This window comes from Paenibacillus enshidis (genome assembly GCF_042136365.1).
Classification (GTDB): domain Bacteria; phylum Bacillota; class Bacilli; order Paenibacillales; family Paenibacillaceae; genus Paenibacillus; species Paenibacillus enshidis.
In genome coordinates this window covers 142,405-163,145 of sequence record NZ_JBHHMI010000009.1, presented here as the reverse complement: position 1 = coordinate 163,145, position 20,741 = coordinate 142,405, and the positions used below count along the sequence as shown (strand labels likewise).

The 20,741-nt window shown below is 52.8% G+C and carries 16 protein-coding genes; 9 read left to right on the top strand and 7 right to left on the bottom strand.

What is annotated here, in order from left to right:
• Positions 1–93: 93 nt before the first annotated feature.
• The 3 genes from ACE41H_RS12785 to ACE41H_RS12775 all read left to right on the top strand — a co-directional run bounded on the left by ACE41H_RS12785 (position 94) and on the right by ACE41H_RS12775 (position 4,889).
• On the top strand, positions 94–3,414 hold the full coding sequence (locus tag ACE41H_RS12785; RefSeq protein ID WP_375355646.1) for a DEAD/DEAH box helicase: 3,321 nt from the start codon (positions 94–96) through the stop codon (positions 3,412–3,414).
• 24 nt (positions 3,415–3,438) lie between these two features.
• Complete coding sequence (locus tag ACE41H_RS12780; RefSeq protein ID WP_375355645.1) at positions 3,439–3,996, top strand: SLOG family protein; 558 nt, start codon at positions 3,439–3,441, stop codon at positions 3,994–3,996.
• Between the two features lie 248 nt (positions 3,997–4,244).
• Positions 4,245–4,889 carry an RNA-guided endonuclease InsQ/TnpB family protein gene (locus ACE41H_RS12775; RefSeq protein WP_375355644.1) on the top strand — a complete coding sequence of 215 codons (645 nt, stop codon included), beginning with the start codon at positions 4,245–4,247 and terminating at the stop codon, positions 4,887–4,889.
• A gap of 333 nt (positions 4,890–5,222) precedes the next feature.
• Here ACE41H_RS12775 and rbsB read toward each other — a convergent pair whose 3' ends face one another.
• From rbsB to ACE41H_RS12740, 7 genes are read right to left on the bottom strand one after another with little or no spacing between them, the layout of a single operon-like run.
• Positions 5,223–6,152, bottom strand: a complete 930-nt coding sequence (gene rbsB / locus ACE41H_RS12770; protein ID WP_375355643.1) for a ribose ABC transporter substrate-binding protein RbsB — start codon at positions 6,150–6,152, stop codon at positions 5,223–5,225.
• A 10-nt stretch (positions 6,153–6,162) separates the two neighbouring features.
• Entirely contained in the window at positions 6,163–7,080 is a 918-nt protein-coding gene (gene rbsC, locus ACE41H_RS12765) for a ribose ABC transporter permease RbsC (protein WP_375355689.1), read from the bottom strand.
• A 58-nt stretch (positions 7,081–7,138) separates the two neighbouring features.
• Positions 7,139–8,620 carry a sugar ABC transporter ATP-binding protein gene (locus ACE41H_RS12760; protein WP_375355642.1) on the bottom strand — a complete coding sequence of 494 codons (1,482 nt, stop codon included), beginning with the start codon at positions 8,618–8,620 and terminating at the stop codon, positions 7,139–7,141.
• A 60-nt stretch (positions 8,621–8,680) separates the two neighbouring features.
• The gene (gene glpK, locus ACE41H_RS12755; protein WP_375355641.1) at positions 8,681–10,213 is read right to left on the bottom strand and encodes a glycerol kinase GlpK; all 1,533 of its coding nucleotides are present in this window, start codon (positions 10,211–10,213) and stop codon (positions 8,681–8,683) included.
• A 13-nt stretch (positions 10,214–10,226) separates the two neighbouring features.
• Entirely contained in the window at positions 10,227–11,162 is a 936-nt protein-coding gene (locus ACE41H_RS12750) for a transketolase family protein (RefSeq protein ID WP_375355640.1), read from the bottom strand.
• Positions 11,159–12,010: a transketolase gene (locus tag ACE41H_RS12745; RefSeq protein ID WP_375355639.1), complete on the bottom strand. Its 852-nt coding sequence runs from the start codon at positions 12,008–12,010 to the stop codon at positions 11,159–11,161. Before ACE41H_RS12745 ends, ACE41H_RS12750 begins: the two co-directional genes overlap by 4 nt.
• Before the next feature lie 56 nt (positions 12,011–12,066).
• Positions 12,067–13,530 (bottom strand): L-fucose/L-arabinose isomerase family protein, encoded by a 1,464-nt coding sequence (locus ACE41H_RS12740; protein ID WP_375355638.1) that lies wholly within the window; start codon positions 13,528–13,530, stop codon positions 12,067–12,069.
• A 326-nt stretch (positions 13,531–13,856) separates the two neighbouring features.
• Here ACE41H_RS12740 and ACE41H_RS12735 point away from each other — a divergent pair, with 326 nt between their 5' ends.
• From ACE41H_RS12735 to ACE41H_RS12710, 6 genes are all read left to right on the top strand, one after another.
• Entirely contained in the window at positions 13,857–15,806 is a 1,950-nt protein-coding gene (locus tag ACE41H_RS12735) for a BglG family transcription antiterminator (RefSeq protein WP_375355637.1), read from the top strand.
• A gap of 106 nt (positions 15,807–15,912) precedes the next feature.
• The gene (locus ACE41H_RS12730) at positions 15,913–16,266 is read left to right on the top strand and encodes a PTS sugar transporter subunit IIA (RefSeq protein ID WP_375355636.1); all 354 of its coding nucleotides are present in this window, start codon (positions 15,913–15,915) and stop codon (positions 16,264–16,266) included.
• Positions 16,267–16,269: 3 nt separating this feature from the next.
• Positions 16,270–16,569, top strand: coding sequence for a PTS sugar transporter subunit IIB (locus ACE41H_RS12725; protein ID WP_375355635.1), 300 nt, complete (start codon positions 16,270–16,272; stop codon positions 16,567–16,569).
• A gap of 115 nt (positions 16,570–16,684) precedes the next feature.
• Positions 16,685–17,989 carry a PTS sugar transporter subunit IIC gene (locus ACE41H_RS12720; protein ID WP_375355688.1) on the top strand — a complete coding sequence of 435 codons (1,305 nt, stop codon included), beginning with the start codon at positions 16,685–16,687 and terminating at the stop codon, positions 17,987–17,989.
• A gap of 72 nt (positions 17,990–18,061) precedes the next feature.
• The gene (locus ACE41H_RS12715; protein WP_375355634.1) at positions 18,062–19,345 is read left to right on the top strand and encodes a glycoside hydrolase family 140 protein; all 1,284 of its coding nucleotides are present in this window, start codon (positions 18,062–18,064) and stop codon (positions 19,343–19,345) included.
• Positions 19,346–19,652: 307 nt separating this feature from the next.
• Positions 19,653–20,720, top strand: a complete 1,068-nt coding sequence (locus ACE41H_RS12710) for a LacI family DNA-binding transcriptional regulator (RefSeq protein ID WP_375355633.1) — start codon at positions 19,653–19,655, stop codon at positions 20,718–20,720.
• Positions 20,721–20,741 lie beyond the last annotated feature (21 nt).

The window sequence follows — 20,741 nt, the reverse complement described above, 5'->3', positions numbered from 1 at the left end:
TCAGGCGCATACCAAAGTACCCCTGCACATCTCTTGCCGCCACTTATGCTAAAATAGACAAAACAGGTTTTTTCCCGAAAGGATTCATTAAATATGAGTTTTCAGTTGACCAAACGGGTCATCAAGGAGCTGTGTGGCCGTTTCTCCTACGAACGGGGAGAGGCTTATCAAAGTGCAGGCAGGGTGCGTTTTACAGCAAATCATCCTGACAGACACTTCTATGAAGCTGATGTGCGTGGCACAAGCTTATACCAGGTAACCGTGAATGTGGAGGATGGCGATGTGCACGCGCAGTGTACTTGTCCCTCCTTTGAGTCATATGACCAATATTGCAAACATATTGCCGCTGTGCTGCTGGAAATTCATGACCATGAGCATGACGGCCGCCCGCCGGTCCGCTCCTACGAGTCCGCGTTATTCCCGGAGAACCAGCAGGATCAGCCAGGCCGGATGACAGAGCGTTACACGAGTCGTGAAGCGAGGGACAACAGCCCTTCGGTGGATAAGCGGCTTACAAACAGCGTCCTGAATCTGTTCTCGGACAAGCCGCAGCCCCCGCCGGGCATGCGTCCACTGTTCGAAACGCGGGAGCCGCTGCAGGCGGAGTTTATCTGCAGACCGTTTCCTTACGCCTACCGCAAGTACATGTTCGGCATCGAAATGAAGGTCGGCCCGAAACGGACATATGTCGTACAGAGAATCAGGGAGTTTCTGCACGCCGTCGGTCGGCGCCAAAGCTATGTGTTCTCCAAACACTTTACGTACGATCCGGAACGGCACAGCTTTCCGGACGAATATGATGCCGTCATCCGGCAGCTGCTGGACATTTATCAACATGAACAGATGTACCGCGAGACATCGGGCACTTACACCGGAAGCGCCAAAAGCGTCAGCGGCGACCGCATGCTGCTTGTGCCGCCATCTGTCTGGCCGGCCATACAGCAAGCACTGTCGCGCATCCCTGACGTGCAATTCGAGCATGACGGAACGATGTATCAAGGGGTTGAGATTTCCCATGATCCGCTGCCGCTTCAATTTGATTTCGACCAGTCGGACGGAGAGGGTTATTTGATGAACGTAGATGGCCTGAACGACCTGCTGGTCATGGAGGATTACGGGCTCGCTGTTTGCGAGGGCAAGCTCATGCGGATGAAGCCCGAGCAAGCAGGGAGGCTGGCAGAGCTGAAGCGGATGCTGGAAACCCGTGGCAAGCACCGCCTCAGAATCGCGCCCGAGCAGATGGAGGCCTTCATGGATAAAGTCGTTCCCGGTCTCATGAAGCTTGGCACCGTCCATATTGCCGAAGCTGTAACGGAGCAGGTGGTGCAGGAGCCGTTAAAAGCCAAGCTGTACCTGGACCGTGTCCGGGGCAAGCTGCTGGCTGGACTTGAATTCTGTTATGGCGAAGTCGTTATCAATCCGCTGGAAACGGACAGCCGCAGGCTGAACCCGGGGCGCATCCTGATGCGGGACACGGCGCAGGAGCGCCGCATTCTGGAGCTGCTGGACAGCAGCTCTTTTGCGACGACGGACAGCGGTTATGTCATGGAGGATGAGGATGCGGAATTTGATTTCCTGCACCATGCCGTGCCGCAGCTGGAACGGCTGGTGCAGGTTTATGCGACGACCGCCGTCAAAGTCAGGATCGCTCCCAAGCCCGTGGCACCTAAAATTCGCGTCGATGTGGACGAGCGGACGAACTGGCTGGAATTCAAATTCCATATGGACGGTATTCCTGAATCGGAGATCCGCGCTGTTCTGCAGGTCTTGGAGGAGAAGCGGCGGTATTACCGTTTGCCGAACGGAGCGCTGCTGCCGCTGGAGGGCGAGGAACTGCAGGAGATTGTCCGCTTCATGAATGAAGTGGGAATCCGGAGGAGCGATCTGGAGGAAAACGATATCCGTGTCCCGCTCCTGCGCGGGCTGCATCTTATGGAACAGAACGACAACACAGTCCAACTTCAACTTGGCAGCACGCTGCGGCGTCTGCTGGAGGATATCCGCAATCCTGACAAGCTGGAGTTTCCCGTGCCGGACAGCCTCGCCGGGGTACTGCGGGACTACCAGCGTGTCGGTTACCGCTGGCTGAAGACACTTGCCCACTATAGCTTTGGCGGGGTACTGGCCGACGATATGGGGCTTGGCAAGACATTGCAGAGTATCACGTATATCGTTTCGGTCCTGCCGGAAATCAGGGAGCAGAAGCTTCCGGCTCTGATTGTAGCGCCAGCTTCCCTCATCTACAACTGGGCGAGCGAGCTGCGGAAGTTCGCGCCGGATATCCGGCCCGTGATCGCCGACGGCAGCCGCACGGCCCGCAGCAGCCTGGTGCGCGACGCCTATCGGGCGGATGTGATCATTACTTCGTATCCGCTGCTGCGTATGGATGTGGACCTGTATGCGGAACAGCCGTTCCATTCGCTTATCCTGGATGAAGCGCAATCGTTCAAAAATCATTCCACCCAGACAGCGCACGCGGTGAAGGCGGTACAGGCACGCCACCGTTTTGCCCTGACAGGCACACCGGTGGAGAACCATCTGGAAGAGCTGTGGTCGATTTATAACGTTGTGTTCCCCGAGCTTTTCCAAAGCCGCAAGGATTTCAACGATCTCACTCGCGAACAGATAGCGAAGCGGGTGCGGCCATTTCTGCTGCGCCGCCTGAAGACCGATGTATTAACGGAGCTGCCCGAGAAGATTGAGACGATGCAAACTTCCAGCCTGCTGCCGGATCAGAAGAAGCTGTACACGGCCTATCTGGCGAGACTGCAGCAGGAGACGCTCAAGCATTTGAATGAAGAGGGCTTCCAGAAGAGCCGTATCAAGATCCTTGCCGGTCTTACGCGGCTGCGCCAAATTTGCTGCCACCCGGCGCTGTTCGTAGAGGATTACCGGGGCAGCTCTGCCAAGTTTGAGCAGCTGCTGGACATCATCGAGGAATGCCGCAGTGCGGGCAAACGGGCGCTGATCTTCTCCCAGTTCACCCAAATGCTCGGACTGATCGGCAGAGAGCTTGGCTATCAGGGGGTGTCCCATTTTTATTTGGACGGCCAGACACCAGCCGCTGAGCGTGTCGAGCTGTGCAACAGGTTTAACGCGGGCGAACGCGATATGTTTCTGATCTCGCTGAAGGCGGGGGGCACCGGACTGAATCTGACGGGCGCGGATACGGTTATTTTGTATGACCTGTGGTGGAATCCGGCTGTAGAGCAGCAGGCTGCCGACCGCGCCCACCGGATGGGACAGAAGAACATCGTACAGGTGATCCGCCTGGTCACGCAGGGCACGGTGGAGGATAAAATGTACGAGCTGCAGCAGAGAAAGAAAAATCTGATCGAAGAAGTGATCCGTCCCGGCCAGGAGGAGCTGTCTTCAATGTCTGAGAAAGAAATCCGGGAAATTCTCATGATATAAATATGAAGGCGGGTGAGAAGCGATATGATTAAAAACCTGCTGGTATCAGGATACAGGGCGCACGAGCTGAACATCTACAGCCAGAAGCATGAAGGCATCGCCTATATCCAAAAAGCGCTGACCTCCAAGCTGATTCCACTGGCCGAGGAAGGGCTGGAATGGGTGATTACACCAGGACAGTACGGCGTGGATTTGTGGGCGTGTGAAGCGGTCATTACATTGAAGGAGCAGTACCCTGATCTCAAATGCTCGATTTTGGCGGCACACGCGAATATGGATGAAAAGTGGAAGGATGACCGCAAAGAATATTTTCAGCACATTCTGCGGGGTATCGATTACTTCGGGCTGGTCAGCAAGCAGCCGTATCAGGGCGTATGGCAGTTCAAGGCCAGGGATGCGCTGCTGTTGCGCAAGACCGACGGCATCCTGCTGGTGTATGACGAAGATGCCGGCGAGGGCAGTCCCCGCTTTATGAAGGAAGAGGCCTTGAAGAAGCAGCAGGAGGAAGGCTACGTCTATATGAGCATCAGCTCGGAGGATATCCAGAGCATAGCCGATGAGGAGCGTTTGTATCTGGAATGAAGGTGCGAATAGCAGCCTGATTTTAACATGTTTCCGTGAGAAGTCCCCTTCCTCTAAGCGTACGCTTCCGAAGTAAGTTTTGTTCGAAGTTTACTCGGGAAGCAGCGCCCACAAAACTTTGAGGAGGGGATGAATCTCGGTTAGGCGAAGCCTAGATGCACTGGTCTATGGTATGAGGCGCGCTTTCCTGGTCGAATGATTGTGTGGTATGATAGGAATATATGTTCTCGTTAAGGCGGTGACTCTTCGTGCAAATCACGTATCAATTTCGCCTCTACCCGACCCCCGAACAGGAAGAACGCATGATTCGAACGTTGATCTTGTGCCGGAAGCTGTACAATCGGGCGAAGGAGCAACGGGACACCGTCTACAACCAAGAGGGCAAAACCGTCACCTACGCCATGCAGCAGAATGAATTGCCCGCCTTCAAGAAGGAATTTCCCGAGTATAAAGAAGTTCATTCGCAAGTGCTGCAAGATTGCCTGCGGCGTTTGGATGATGCCTATCAGCGGTTCTTTCGCGGCGATGCGGGTTTTCCTCACTATAAGTCAGCCGACCGATATCTCTCCTTTACATACCCTCAGCCTGGTGCGGTAAGCAAGGCGGTGGAGCAGCTGAAAGTGAAGAACATGATCCGTAACCGCCGACTGTCTAAAAGCATCTCGGATGCCGGATGGCGAAGGTTCATCACGTATCTGTCGTATAAAGCAGCAAGACAGGGGAAGCGACTCGTACAAGTGCCCGCCCACGGCACATCGCAAACCTGTATCTGCGGTGCGGAAGTGCCAAAAACGTTGGCGATCCGGCTTCATGAATGCAAAGCATGCGGACTGGTGCAGGACAGGGACATCGTTCGGCCCAGGTCATTTTGCAGCGGGCTTTGGGCATCGTAGCATGATAGACCGAATACCGTAGGGAGGGTTTGCCCCGAACGGGATGCGTGCCGCAGCGAACGCTTGTGGAGATCCAGTCAGACCTTTCCTGCAGAAAGGCAGCGATCGTTGAAACAAGAAGCCCCCGCCTCTTCAGGTGGTGGGAACATTCACATAATGCAAGAGAGACCTGTTTGAATTTTGGCGACAAAATCCGGACAGGTCTCTTTTTTTGCCTGACTATGCTCTCACTGAAGATCGGAAATTAATCATTAACTTTCACCGGACTCAGACTTGAAGTTAATAATCAAGGTTTGCTGCATGTGCAGTTATTCCCGCACTAATCCTTCCCCGCTACTTACTGTCATCCTTCGTAACCAGCTTGATGGGCACCGGAATGCTGCTTTCAACCTGCTTGCCCTGCAGAATCTCGGCGGCCGTTTGCACCGCCTTTTGGCCGATCAGGTCAAATTGCTGTGCGACTGTGGCGGACAGCTTGCCGTCCTTGACGGCCTGCAGCGCGTCCGCGCTGCCGTCAAAGCCGACCACCAGGATATCTCTGCCCGTAGCCGCGATCGCTTCTACAGCGCCCAGGGCCATTTCATCGTTTTGGGCAAAAACGGCTTGAATATCCGGATTGCCCTGCAGCATATTTTCCATGACGTTCAGGCCCTTCGTCCGGTCGAAATCCGCCGCCTGCTTGGCAACGACCTTCAATTTTGTATCCGCAACGGAGTGGAAGCCCTGGCCGCGTTCCCGCGCGGCGGACGTGCCCGGAATGCCTTCGAGCTCCGCAACGACCGCGCCTTCGCCAAGCTGATCCACAATGTATTCTGCGGCCATTTTACCGCCGCCGACATTGTCTGAAGCGATGAGGGAGGCAACCTCGCCTTTATCCGCGGCCCGATCGATGGTTATGACAGGGATGCCGACCCCGTTGGCGGTTTGTACAGCCGCCGAGATGGCCGATGAATCTGTAGGATTGATGAGCAGAGCATTGACCCCTTGCTGAATCAAATCTTCTACGTCATTGTTTTGCTTGGCCGGATCATTTTGCGCGTCCACCACGATAACCTCAAAGCCCTGTCTGTCGGCTTCCTTCACCACCATATCTTTGAGGTAAACGAAAAACGGGTTATTCAGCGTGGACATGGATAAGCCGATCTTGACATTGCTGAGATCACCAGCAGCCTTGGCTTTTGCCCAAGAAGGGGGCTCAAGCGAGCATCCGGCCAGCAGGAACAGACTTAGCGTGAGCAGCAGAAAAATACTGTATTTTCTCATGTTATCCCCCTTAAGCGGCTTTTTTGCGGTCCATCAGCACGGCGATCACAATCACGATGCCTTTGACGACGAGCTGATAGAATGAAGAAACGCCAAGCAGGTTCAGGCCGTTGTTCAGCGCGCCGATAATGAGCGCTCCGATCAGGGTGCCGACAATCCGGCCCCGTCCTCCGGAAAGGCTGGTGCCGCCAAGCACAACGGCCGCAATGGCATCAAGCTCATAAGAGGTCCCGGCAGTCGGCTGGGCGGAATCGAGTCTTGAGGTGAGAATGGCGCCAGCCAGACCGGCGAGCAGGCCTGCCAGGGAATACACCATGATCTTGACGCGGTGTACCTTGATTCCTGATATGATGGAAGCCCTTTCATTTCCGCCGATGGCATAAGTTTTGCGCCCGAAGGAGGTTTTGTGCAGGACGACCCACAGCAGAGCAAAGGTGAACGCCATGGTGATGGCTGGCACGGGAATTCCAACGAAGTAACCGCGTCCGAACAGCTGGAACATCAGACTGTCGCTGAGCCCCGTGATCGGGTTGCCTTCCGTAAAGACCATAGTCAGTCCGCGGAAAATGGTCATCGTGGCCAATGTGGCGATAAAAGGAGCCATTTTTCCTTTGGTGACCATCAGCCCGTTGACGGCTCCGAGTATAGCCCCGATAACGCACCCGGCCACAATGGCCAGCAGGGGATGGAAGCCGGATACCAGCAAACTTGCCATCAGCGCACTGGATAACGCAAGTGTGGAGCCCACTGACAGATCGATGCCTCCAGTAAGAATCACAAAGGTCATGCCAAATGCGATCAAGGCATTGATAGCCACCTGCCGCAGCAGATTCAAAATATTAAGCGGTTCCAAAAATGCGGGATTTAGTGCGGATACAACGATAATCAAAATAAGCAGACCGAGAAGGGGCCCCGCCTTTTGCAGCATGGAGCTCACGCGGTTTTGGCGGCTGCCGACTTTTACTTCACCTGTAGATACCTGCATATTACTGACCTCCCGTGGCATACGTCATAATTTTTTCCTGGGTTGCCTCATGGCCGGTGACCTCTCCGGCAATCCGTCCTTCATGCACGACGAGAATGCGGTCGCTCATGCCGATGACCTCCGGCAGTTCCGAGGAAACCATAATAATGGCAACGCCCTTCTCGGTAAGCTCGTTCATGAGCTGATAGATTTCCCGCTTCGCGCCTACGTCCACTCCCCGGGTAGGCTCGTCGAGAATCAGCACCTTCGGGCCGATGCCCACCCATTTGGCGATAACCACCTTTTGCTGATTGCCCCCGGACAGATTGCGCACCGGTGTCTCGGAGGACTCCGTTTTGACGGTCAGCCGCGAAATCAGCAGATCGACGTAGTCCTTTTCCTTCCGCTCATTGATGAGACCTTTGTCCTCAAAGCTGAACAAGCTGGGCAGCACCATATTTTCACGTACGGAAAAGTCGAGCACCAGTCCTTCATCCTTGCGGTCCTCGGTAATAAAACCGATGCCCAGCTTAACCGCTTCATATGGATGCTTAATGGTTACCTTTGCACCGTTCAGGCGTATTTCTCCTTCATCCAGCGGGTCAAGGCCGTAAATGGCACGCATCATTTCCGTGCGCCCGGAGCCCATCAGTCCGGAAATGCCCAGAATTTCACCGGCCCGTACAGAGAAGCTGGCCCGGTGAAAGACTCCGCTTCTGGAAGCGTCCTTGACCTCGAACACAATTTCGCCGGGAATGGTGTGCCGCTGCGGAAAACGGTCGGTCAGCTCGCGGCCCACCATCTTTTTCACAACATCATCAAAATGGGTAAGAGAAACCTCACGGGTATCGACGGTGATCCCGTCGCGCATAATGGTGATCCGGTCGCAGATCTCAAATATCTCCTCCATGCGGTGGGAAATATATACGATGGAGACGCCAGTTTTTTTAAGAGAGGCAATGACCTCGAACAGCTTGCGGATTTCCCGTTCCGTAAGGGCGGCCGTCGGTTCGTCCATAATGATCACCTTGGCGTCAGTCATCAGCGCTTTGGCGATTTCAATCATTTGCTGCTGGCCGACGGAGCAGGCTCCGGCAGGCTGGTCGAGCGGAAGGGTGAGGGAGAGCATGCGCATCTGCTCTTGTGCAATCGCTTTCATATTGCGGTTATTCAAAAATCCCCAGCCTGTAGTAATCTCTTTCCCCAGGAACAGATTTTCCAGCACGCTCAAGTCCGGCCAAATATTCAGCTCCTGATGAATAAATGCAATGCCATACTGCTCTGCTGCGGAGGGACTGGAGAAATTCACTTCTTTGCCGTCAATGAAAATGATTCCTTCATCCTTGCGGTGCAGACCGGTAAGAATGTTCATCAATGTGGATTTGCCGGCCCCGTTTTCGCCCATCAGGGCATGGACTTCTCCTTCAAGGAGCTCAAAGTCCACGCCCGACAGCACGCGGTTTGTTCCAAAGGTTTTATGAATCCCCTTCATCCTGATATTCAAGCATGTTCCTCCTTATTTGAGTGGTCATTTAAGGAAAAGCGTCGCCGCTCTGATTCGGGATCAGGTCAGCGGCGAACTGAATTGGGGCGGCTGAATGCCTGGCTGTACCACGGAGCGTACGGCTTGCTGCCAGCCCTCATAATTGCGGTCTCTCAGGGCTGGGTCCATGGCGGGGCTGTAGGAGTCATACATGGTGAGATTGGAAGCGAGTCGGGATAGATCGGACCAGAAGCCTGTGCCAAGCCCTCCCAGGTAGACCGAACCCATGGCTGATAGTTCCGCACAGGTGGAACGGGTCACGGGCGCTCCCAGGATGTCCGCCTGAAACTGCATCAGCCACGAGTTGGCAGATGCGCCACCGTCCGTGCGCAGGCCCCGGAGCGGGATACCGGATTGCTCCTGCATGAAATCAACCGCATCGCGTACCTGATAGACGATGCTTTCCAACGCTGCCCGGATAATGTGGCCTCTGCCGGTCCCGCGGGTCATGCCCGTAATCGCCGCCCTTGCATAAGGGTCCCAATAAGGAGCGCCCATGCCGACAAAGGCAGGAACCAGATAAACACCTTCATTATCCGGCGTCGCATCGACCAGCTGCTGCATTTCTTCAAAGGTGGAGAACAGCCCCAGATTGTCGCGCGTCCATTTGAGCGAGTCGCCTGTTGAGCGGATGACGGCTTCCAGCGCGTAGGTCACCGTTCCGCCTGCTCCCCAGGCGATGGCCGTAACAAGCCCTTCGCCGCCGTCAACCGGCTGCTGTCCCACATTCATCAATACCGAGGTGCCCGTGCCGTAAGTAGCTTTTGCTGTCCCGGTCTCAAAGCAGAGATGTCCGTACAGGGCTCCCTGGGAATCACCGATGATTCCGGAGATAAGCACCTGCTCTTTGAACAGGTCCGTATCCTCTGTGTATCCATACATATCATCCGAGGATTTGACCTGCGGCAGCAGAGAAGCGGGTACGCCGAACAGGCGGGCAAGCTCCTCGTCCCATGAGAGTGTATGGATGTTGAAGAGAGAAGTGCGGCTGGCGTTCGTATAATCGGTTGCGTGTGTTTTGCCTCCCGTGAGCTTCCAGACAAGCCAGCTGTCCATGGTGCCTGCGAGCAATCTTCCTTCGGCAAGCAGATCAGCCGCTCCTTCCGCATGGTCCAGAATCCACCTGAACTTGGCGGCGGAGAAATAAGGGTCGAGCATAAGTCCGGTCTTCGCCCGGACCATCGGCTCATGCCCTTCCTCCTTCAAGCGGGAGCATACTGCGGCTGTTCGCTGGCATTGCCATACGATGGCGTTATATATCGGCTGCCCTGTGGAACGGTCCCAGATCAGCGCCGTTTCGCGCTGGTTCGTGATCGTCAGCGCCGCCAGCGAAGCCGGTTCAACACCGGCCTGCTTGAGAACCGCCTGCGCCGTTTTTTTGACATTGTCGTAGATTTCAAGGGGATCATGCTCGACCCAGCCGGGGCGCGGATAATACTGGCGGTGCTCTATGGAGCTGCGGGCCAGAACCGCACCGTCATGATTGACAAGCAGAGCTTTCGTGCCGGATGTGCTCTGATCAATGGCCAATATAAACTTCGCATTGTCTTTCATTCCGACCCGCCCTTTACTTGTTGATCAGCTCGAGTGCGACCTGCTTGATATTCTCGCTGGTGATTCCATAATGCTGGAATACCTCGGCTGTTTTGCCCGCAATAGCCGGTTCGTCCGGGATACCCAGCACCTTCATGGGCACAGGCTGGTTCTGCACGACAACCTCAGCGACGGCTGCGCCCAGACCGCCGAATATGCTGTGCTCCTCGACAGTAATGATATGTTCCGTTTCACGGGCGGCGGCTATGATCGCAGCCTCATCCAGCGGTTTGATCGTATGCATGTTGAGTACACGGCAGGAGACACCTTCCCGGCTCAACGCTTCTGCGGCGTCCAGGGCGATCCGGACCGTTTCTCCGGCAGCGATGATGGTAAGGTCGGTGCCTTTCTTCATGGTGACGGCTTTGCCGATTTCGAACGAATAGTCATCCGATTCGTACACGTCTTCCACCGGGTTGCGGCCAATCCGGACATACACGCCTCCATTGTAGTTCACCAGCGCTTCAGTCATTTTCTTGGTCTCATGACGGTCGGCGGGAAGCATAACGGCCAGCCCCGGAATCGCTCTGGCCACGGCGATATCCTGTACGGAATGATGGGACATGCCCAGCGCTCCATAGCTGACTCCGCCGCTGATGCCGATCAGCTTCACATTTGTACCGGAGTAGGCAACATCCACCTTAATTTGCTCAATACTGCGCATGCTGAGGAAGCAGGCGGGTGAAGTGACAAACGGTTTTTTGCCGCTGTGTGCCAGTCCTGCCGACATGCCCACGATATTCTGCTCGGCAATTCCCACCTCGACGAACTGCTCGGGCAATGTGTTGGCAAAAGGGGCCATAGCGGCGGAGCCGCGCGAATCGCTGGCCAGCACCATGATGTCACGGTCGTCCTTGGCCAGTTCGAGCAATGTCTCGCAGATCACCTGCCGGTTCGGAATTTTGTTCATGATCTGTGCACCTGCCCTTCTTGACTTAATTGATCTATAGTTGCGCTTAATTCCGCAAGGGCAAGCTCCAGTTGTTCATCATTGGGAACATGGTGATGCCAGGCCGGCACATTTTCAGCAAAGGATACCCCTTTGCCTTTGACAGTGTTGGCTACGATGAGTGTTGGTTTGCCTTCAACTTCGGGTGCAGAGCGGAACGTACGAACCAGCTGCTCCATGTCATTGCCGTCAACGGAGATGACGTTCCAGCCAAAGGCGGCCCATTTGTCCTCCAGCGGCTCCAGCCCCATAACATCTTCGGTTGAACCGCTGATTTGCAGCCCGTTGCGGTCGATGATGCCGACGAGATTATCCAGCTTGTAGTGGGCTCCGGCCATGGCCGCCTCCCAGTTGGAGCCTTCCGCCTGCTCGCCGTCACCCATCAGGCAGAATACGCGGTAGGATTGGCCGTCACGCTTAGCCGCCAGGGCCATGCCTACGGAAATGGGGAGGCCGTGGCCGAGCGCGCCGGTATTCATTTCGATACCGGGAACCTTGTTATTCGGATGCCCGATCAGACGGGTTCCGAACTGGCTGTACGTTTCAAGCTCCTCTTTGGGGAAGAAGCCCAGATCGGCGAGAACGCACCACAGCGACTCCACGGAATGGCCCTTGCTTGCGATAAAGCGGTCGCGGTCGGCCCGCTTGGGGTTGGAGGGATCGATATTCATGACTTCATAGTACAGGGCGGTCAAAATATCCGTATTGCTGAGCGACCCGCCGGTGTGTCCCGTTTTGGCGCGGTGAATGATGGTCAGCAGATCCATGCGGATTTGGGCGGCTTTGATTTTCAATGCTTGAATTTCCATAGTGTCCTCCTTGGAGTTTGTATGGCTGTCTGACTGCTATTGCCAGGCAGGATAAGTTAGATGGCATGTTCAGCAGCTTTTTTGCCAGTCAGGTCAGAGCCTCTCAGCCAGCGCTGGATTTCCTGTTCCGTCGGATCGACGGGGTCTGGTGTCAGTCCCGGAATATAACTGCAGGCTTCGTAAAGAGCAGGAATGACGTTGGCGTGAATGCCTACGGAATGGTGAACGTAAGGGCCTTTCACAAGCTTCTCTTCCCAAAGCGGCCAGTCGTTGACTTCAACCCACACGTAGGAGCCGCGGGTATATGGGCCTTCGATTCCCTTTGCGCGCCCGAGGAACATGGAATATTCGCCATGGTCGCCGTCAAAACGGGCGATCGTCATGCCGCCGCCTTTGATTTGGCCCTCATGCGTTCCCGGTGAATGATCATCGAACAGGAAATGCTTGCGCAGCTTCGGTTTTTGCTCGACAGACAGGGAGACCGGAAAGTTCCCGCAGTGAAAGAGGAGCTCGCCGTTTTCGTTTTCAGGATGGCGCACCGTAATGTCTGCGAAAAAGGTTGGAGCTTCGTTCATGGCCGCAGCCTGCACCATGATGGAAGTAATGGCGCCGTGAATGTCCGTTTCGCAGGTAACAGGGATCTGTTCATCGGTCAGAATCGCATTGGCAAGACAAGGCATGATGGACATGGCGTCCTGCAGGGAGGACCAGCATTGAATGGCGATGGCGGTGCTGCCGGTTTCGCGGGCAAAAGACTTCATGGCCACCTTCAATGCCGCAATTCTTCTCACATCGTCTTCCGTAACTTCGCTGTAATCCAGCTTTTCTTTGATGTAATCGATTGTTTCGAGCAGCTCAGGGCTGTTGCCGGAAGCAATCTTCCTGGATCTAAGCTGAATATCCACAAGGGTGATCGGATGAATCTCGATGCCGAATCTTTCGAGCAGCTCGCCTTCGTTGCACATCATCGTCCAGAAAGAGGCGGGGCGGGGACCAATCTGCAGAATGCGCAGGCTTTTAAATTGGCGCACAACGTTGGCCGCTGCGACAAAATTGGTAAAACCTCTTTCAAACACCGGGTCCTCAACCCGGCTGTTCGTGACATAAGTAAAAGGAACATTGAACCGGCGCAGCACCTTGCCTGTCGCGAACAGTCCGCACTGCGTGTCGCGCAGGCGCATGCCGTCTTCAAGCGGAGCTTCATCGCGCGGTCCCCACAGCAGCACGGGTTTGCCGAGCGCCTTGCCTACACGGGCCACGGTATCCTCCGTACCGAAGTTGCAGTGCGGGAAAAAGACAGCGTCCACTTCTTCATCTTTAAAGCGTTTAACAATCAAATCTGCATTGATGTGATCGTCATAGAGCAGCCCTTCCTGATTGAGGCCTTCCAGATCGACGATGTCGATGTCCATGCCGAAGCTTTCAATCTGCTGGCGGATGGCAACCTTGTACTTGAAAGCATCTTCGGCGCTGAACGTAAAGCGGCGTGTCGGAGCATAACCTAATTTCAATTTTTTCATAAATCATGTCTCCTCTTGGATGAATAAAGTGAGATGACTAAACATAAGGGAGTAGAGTTTAGTTTTTTAAACTAAACTACGTACTTGTTTTGCATTTACGACGCCATCGTATCATCGATATAAAGCGCTGTCAATAAGATGTTTAGTTGTTATTTTACGAAATTAACTAAAATAAACTAAATTAAATTTATTAATTTTCATAAACATTGCAATGATGATAAGTGCGATGTAAACTTCATTTATCCAATGGACAGGGGTGGGAATCTAACTGATTTTCTAAAATAAAGTAATACAACCAAAATCCAAGGATACAGAAGGTGGTTAACATGAATGCCCGCATGATTTCGATTCTGCAGCATTTGCTTGCTGCGGATGCTCCCGTAAAGGGTGAGCATTTGGCCAAACTGATACAGGTCACTTCACGGACCGTCCGCAATGATATCAGGGAACTGGACGAATTTCTGGCCGGACGGGGAGCAACGATTGAGCCTGTAAGGTCCAGAGGTTACGAATTGAAAATTCATGATGATCGTGCGTTCAGGGAGCTGCTGCAGCAGCTGTTTTCGAATCATGAGCCTGCTGATCCGGGCTTGCCGGAATACCGCCAGCTTTATTTGATCAGACGGCTGCTGCTGGCAGGCGGTTATTTAAGGCTTGAAGATTTGGCGGATGAATTGTATGTCAGCAGGTCTACAGTGCAAAACGATTTTCGGGAGGTTAAAAAAACGCTGCAAGCCTATGGGGTAAGCATCGATTCGCGTCCAAATCATGGCATACGTCTGGAAGGCAGTGAGGTGCGGCTTCGTTTTTGCATGTCCGAATTTATTGTGAACCGTTCAGGAAACGGGCCCGGCAGCCGGGAGAACGGATTTGCATCCATCGTTTCCCCGCAAGAAATGACCGTGATCCAGGGGATTATTCTGGAGCAGACGCAGAAGTTCAATCTGGTATTGTCCGATATCGCTTTCAGCAATCTGGTTACCCATATTGCCATCGCCTGCAGGCGTATCCGGGAAGGGAACGGGGTATGCAGCTTTTCGGATGAATTGCAGCATTTTCACGGGATGGAGGAATACGCGGTTTCCCGGCAGATCGTCAGATGGATTGAAAAAGAGCTTAACCTTCCTTTTCCGGAAGCGGAGATTGCCTATATTGCCATGCATCTGGGCGGAACCAGATGGTTTAACGAAATTTCCGCAGTCGGCAAGGAAGAAGCGGATATGGAGAAGCTTATTGACCGGGAAATATATGAGCTGGGAAAAGAGATTATTGAAGAGATTGAGAGAGATTTGAACTTGGGCATAAAAGAGGACCAGGAGCTGTTCATGGGGATTTGTCTGCATCTGAAGCCTGCCCTCAATCGTGTCAGGTACAGCATGAGTATCCGCAATCCGCTGCTGGATCAGGTGAAGACTCATTATCCGCTGGCTTTTCAAGCGGGAGTCATTGCGGCCAAGTTGATTGAGAATAAATTGAACATGATCATCCCCGAAGCTGAAATGGGCTATTTGGCGATTCACATCGGAGCAGCCATGGAAAGGACCCCCGGCAAACAGCGGCCTAAACGCTGTCTGGTGGTATGCACCTCGGGTGTGGGGAGCGCCCGTCTTCTCTATTACAAGCTGAAAAGCAAATTCGGTTCACAGCTGGAGATTGCCGGTACGACCGAGTATTACAAGCTTAAGCAGGTTTCCCTGGAAAATATCGATTTTATGGTCAGCACGGTCCCGATCAGAGAGCCGTTGCCTGTACCTGTTGTGGTCGTTGAAACGCTTCTCGGCGGCGGCGATCTGCACAAGATCAGGAATCTGCTGACAGAAGAAGGGGACGTTACCCTCCGTTATGTGATGGAGGAGCTTGTGTTTTTAAAACAGAGCTTCAATTCCCGTGAAGAGGTCATTTCTTTTCTTGGCGCAAAAATTCACGATTTGGGACTGGTCCAATCCGCTGCGGGTTTTGTGAGCTTGGTGCTGGAAAGGGAGCAAGCCGCCCCGACTTCATACGGGAATCTGGTGGCCATCCCGCATCCCATTACTCCACAGAGCAGCCGTACCGTGTGGGCGATTTGCACGCTTGCGCAGCCCATCGATTGGGCGGGAAAGCCGGTGCAATTCGTTTGTCTGCTCAGCATTAGCAAAAACGGCAGAGACTCTCCCACGGAGATGTATGAACAGTTAATCAGAATCACAGACAGCCCGGATATGATCCGACAGCTGCTGGACTGCGAAAATTTCAGGGAATTTTCGCGGACGATTGTTAAACACAAGCTTTATTGATTTCCTTGCGAAGACATTTCCGTTCACAGCGGAAAAGGAATGAATATATATCCCGGAAAGTATGCGGTACACTGAATCCGTAAATCGAAACAAACGAGGTGGCAGCATGGATGAATATCAGGAAATCATTATGGGCCTTATAACAAACTCTGGCTTCGCGAAAAGCAAAGCCATGGAAGCGATCGGCCATGCGCAAAAGGGACATGCGGAACAAGCAGCGGCATGTTTGGAGGAAAGCAAGAACGAACTTGTGAAAGCGCATAAATTGCAGACTCGTCTTATTCAACAGGAGGCAGGAGGGACGGAGCACAACGTAACACTGCTGATGGTTCATGCGCAGGATCATTTGATGTCGGCTATAACCATCAAGGATTTAGCCGCACATATGATTGAGCTTTATAACAGGATCAGCCAATTTGAACTCAAAGACCAACAGACTGTCAATACCGGGGAGGAATAACGGATGAAGCGAATTACATTGGTGTGTGCAGCGGGGATGTCCACGAGCATGCTGGTTCAGAAAATGCAGAAGGCCGCTCAAAAAGATAGCGTGGATGTGGAAATCAGAGCGATGTCGGAAAGCAATTTTCCTGAATATGCCGACAAAACCGACATTCTGCTGATCGGACCACAGGTAGGATATCTGGAAGACGAATTCAGGCAAAAGTATGAGCCAAAAGGAATCAAGGTCAGTGTCATCAATATAGCCGATTACGGCATGATGAACGGCGAGAAGGTGCTGAACGATGCCTTAAAGCTGTAATTGGGCAGCTTGCGTCACCCCGTTGTTTATTTTAGAAGGCTGGAATGAAGTACAGTAAATTGAAAGCGTTCTCTAAAATAGTTTTACCATAACTCTTAATCAGGAGTTGACCATGATGGCCATTTCAAATAACACGACTAAGAATTTGCAGAAGTTTGCGGGGAAAATTCAGAAAAACCGTTATATGAGCGCGATTTCCAACGGTTTGATGTCCACGCTGCCTTTTCTGATCATCGGCGCGTTTTCGACGCTCTTCTCTGCGCTTGCCTGGGAGCCTTATCAAAATCTGATTGCTCCGATTAAAAGCATTATCGGTCTCGGGTCCACGATGACAACTGGCATTATCTCGCTTTATGCCGTCTTTTTCATCGCCTACAGACTGGCACAATCGTTTGACAAAGACCCGCTGATACCGGCCGCAACGGCCCTGCTATCATTTCTTGTGCTGACACCTGTCGAAACCTTCGATACGGTCCGGGCGCTTCCGTTTCAATGGCTGGGTGCGCAAGGGCTGTTTGTGGCTATGTTCGTCGGACTTCTGGCGGCAAGAATGTATATCTGGGTGGTTGACCGCAACTGGACCATTAAAATGCCGGATGGCGTGCCTCCAACCGTCATTAAAACATTTATGGGGCTGATTCCCGCCGTATTGGTTGTTGTCGTGTTTGTGATCATTGCCGGGGTGTTTATGCAGACCCCTTATGTCACGGTGCACCAATTGATTTACAGCTATCTGCAGGTGCCACTGGAAGGATTGGGAGGCTCGCTCGGAGCGTTGATTATCGCGTTGATCGTCATGCAGCTGCTCTGGATGTTCGGCATTCATGGAGCCATCGTGACCCTGGCCATCGTGAAGCCGATCTGGATGAGTCTTGACCTTGCCAATCTGAATGCTTTCGAAGCCGGCAGCCCGCTTCCGAACATTATTGGTCTGGCCTTCTGGTCGATCTTCGCCAACTATGCGCCGATGCTTGCCTTCGCCCTGCTGTTGACTTTCCTGGCCAAGAGCAAGCAGCTTCGCACGATTGGCAAGCTGGGCCTTCCGGGAACGTTTTTCTCGATTCATGAACCCATGATTTTTGGTATCCCGGTTGTTATGAATCCCATTCTGGCTGTTCCGTTTATCCTTGCTCCGGTCGTCTGCTGCATTATCGGTTATTTCGCAACGACAGTCGGACTTCTGCCTGCGCCGATCGGGATTTATCCACCCTTCGGCACGCCGATCTTCGCATTGGGCATCATTGAAGGCAGCTGGCGGCTCGCCTTTGCGCAGCTGCTGCTGATCCCGGTGTGCATGCTGATCTATTATCCGTTCTTCAGAGCGCTTGACAGACAGGCGCTTGTCAAAGAGCGCGCAGCGGAGGAAGAAGCCCGCCATGAAGGCCGGACGGATACAGAGGCAAGCATGGTGACTTCGTAAAACCAGTGAACCAGCGGAAAACGGTGGAGCAACCTGCCGTTTTCCTTTTTTGAAAAGAAGGGTGGCTAACAGATGATTAAGCTTGATTTATCAGGTGATAGGCGGCATTTTGTCCATGAGGGAAAACCTTTTTTCTATTTGGCAGATACAGTCTGGAGCGCATTTACGAACATCACGCTTGAAGAGTGGGTCTATTATTTGGATTACCGCAGAAGCCAGGGGTTCAATGTCCTGCAGATCAATTTGCTGCAGCAGTGGGATGCGAGCGGCAGCGATCTCGATATCAAGCCGTTTGCGGTCAACCCGGACGGCAGCTTCGACTTTCATGCCCTGAACGAGGCTTATTTCGCCAGAGCGCAGCAGATGGTGCAAATGGCGGTGGATCGAGGCTTCGTGCCTGCTCTGGTATTGCTTTGGTGCAATTATATTCCCGACACCTGGGCAGGGCAGCTGCGTGAGGAGAAAAAAATGCCGCTTGAGGCGGTGGAGCCGTATGTGCGGTATGCTGCCAGCCTATTTTCCAAATTTCATCCGATTTATGTGATCAGCGGTGATACGGATTTTCCATCTGAACGGGCAAAAGAGTATTACCGGACCGCACTCAGCATTGTAAAGGAGATCAGCCGGGAGTGCCTCACTACGCTGCATATCCAGGGTCGGCTGGTTGAACTGCCTGAGGTTTTTGTTAATGATCCGGATTTGGACTTCTATATGTACCAGTCCGGGCATAATTCCGAATTTCAGCACATGTCGTATGAGATGGCGCTTGATTTTTATAACAAACCCGTGACCCGGCCGGTGCTGAACGCGGAGCCATGCTACGAGATGATGGGGTACAGCCGCAGGGTATATGGACGGTATACCCGTTATGATGTCCGCAAAGCGGCCTGGCAGAGTCTGCTATCGGGCGCGGCCGCAGGCATTACTTATGGGGCGCACGGAATATGGAGCTGGCATAAGAAAGGGAAGCGCTTCGGGGTAACGGGGGAAGGCTTCGACGCTCCTTATGACTGGGCGACGGCGCTAAAGTTCGAGGGAGCCTGGGATTACGGCTTTGCCAAATGGCTGTTTGAAATATATGATCTGGCCGGTCTGCAGCCATGGGATATCGTTATGAATGATACACGGGAGATTCGCGCAGCCGCGACCCCGGGATACGAAAAAGCGGCCATATATGTTCCCGTGAACACGGTGTTAAAATTAAACGCCGATCTTACGGATTACGAAATTACCGTTTTCGAGCTGGAAAACAGACGTGTTGCCAAGGCACCGCCGCTATCGCTGCAGGATAACATGACGGTCATCGATATGCATCCTTTTGAAGGAGATGTCCTGTTTATTGCAGTCCATAAATAGGCTCCTTCATCAAAGGTTTTCAAATCCACAGCTAATTGCTGTATAGTACCACCGCTGGGATATGCGGTGGTTTTTCTCCTGCATTAACATCACACGGCTGCAAAAACGTACTAAACAGCACATTGCATTTATATTTTTCAAACCCTGACAGCTTAATGATGGGCACAATATTAAGGGATTATGGTATGTTTTTTAGTGAAATAAACTAAAAAACACTAAAATATCGATCTAAACATTGCAACTTGACGGCAAACAGTATAAACTTCTCTTAACTGTCCGTAACCTTGTAGGAATGGAGAATTTTCTTATGAAAATGGAAGATATAGCTAAGATGGCTAATGTATCCAAGTCAGCCGTCTCGCTTGCTTTTAGCGGGAAACCCGGAATTTCAGCAGATACGCGTGAGCGTATTCTGCAAATTGCCCAGGAAGCGGGATATTTCCCCAAGAGCAGGGCATCAACCAATGCAGCGGTCAGAAACGATAGATCACTGCTGTTTCTGGTCTGCACCAATTCCGGCATCGTGCTTGATAAATATTCGCAGCAGCCTTTTTTCAAGGAACTGATTCAATTTATTGAAGAAAGATGCAGGCAGAGGGGATATGTGCTTATTTTCTCAACGGTGAACATGGAATCCTTTTATAAAGAAATCCAGATGGTTGCCGAAGAAAAGCGCAGCGACGGCGTCATCGTGCTTGGCACCAATTTGACGCGCGAGCAAATCACGTATATTCATGATAACCTTCCAAATCTTCTGGTGCTGGACACTTGTTATGACACGCTGCCCGTGCAATTCGTTGAAATCAATAATGTAATGGGCGCCTATCAGGCGGGCTCCTATCTTTGCGATATCGGGCATACTTCCATCGGTTATATGGCTTCGGATGTCCGTATTCATAATTTTGAGGAACGCAGACGGGGATTTATGGGGGCATTGGCGGAGCGGGGAATTGCCGTAGCGGATGCGGATGTGATTTCAGTATCACCGACGATCTTGACCTCCCAGGAAAGCTTGAAAAAGCAGCTCAGCGCCTATATTGAGCGTGGTCGCCCACTGCCGACTGCCTGGTTTTGCGAATGTGATTATATCGCCATCAGTGCGATGAAAACGATGGCGGAACTGGGGATTCGTGTGCCCCAGGACACCTCGGTTATCGGCTTCGATAATATATCCGAGTCGGTGATTGTGACGCCTGAGCTGACGACCATTCACGTGGAAAAGGAACGAATGGCTATACTGGCAGTGGATCAACTGATTGAAGCTATTGAAAATGGTCCGCAGGTGAAAGCCAAATTTTCCGTTGACACACGTTTTGTGGAACGTAATTCATGCTCTGCCCCAGCTTTGGCGATGCAGGCGGCAGACAACAAGTAAGACAGATTTATACGAAACGGC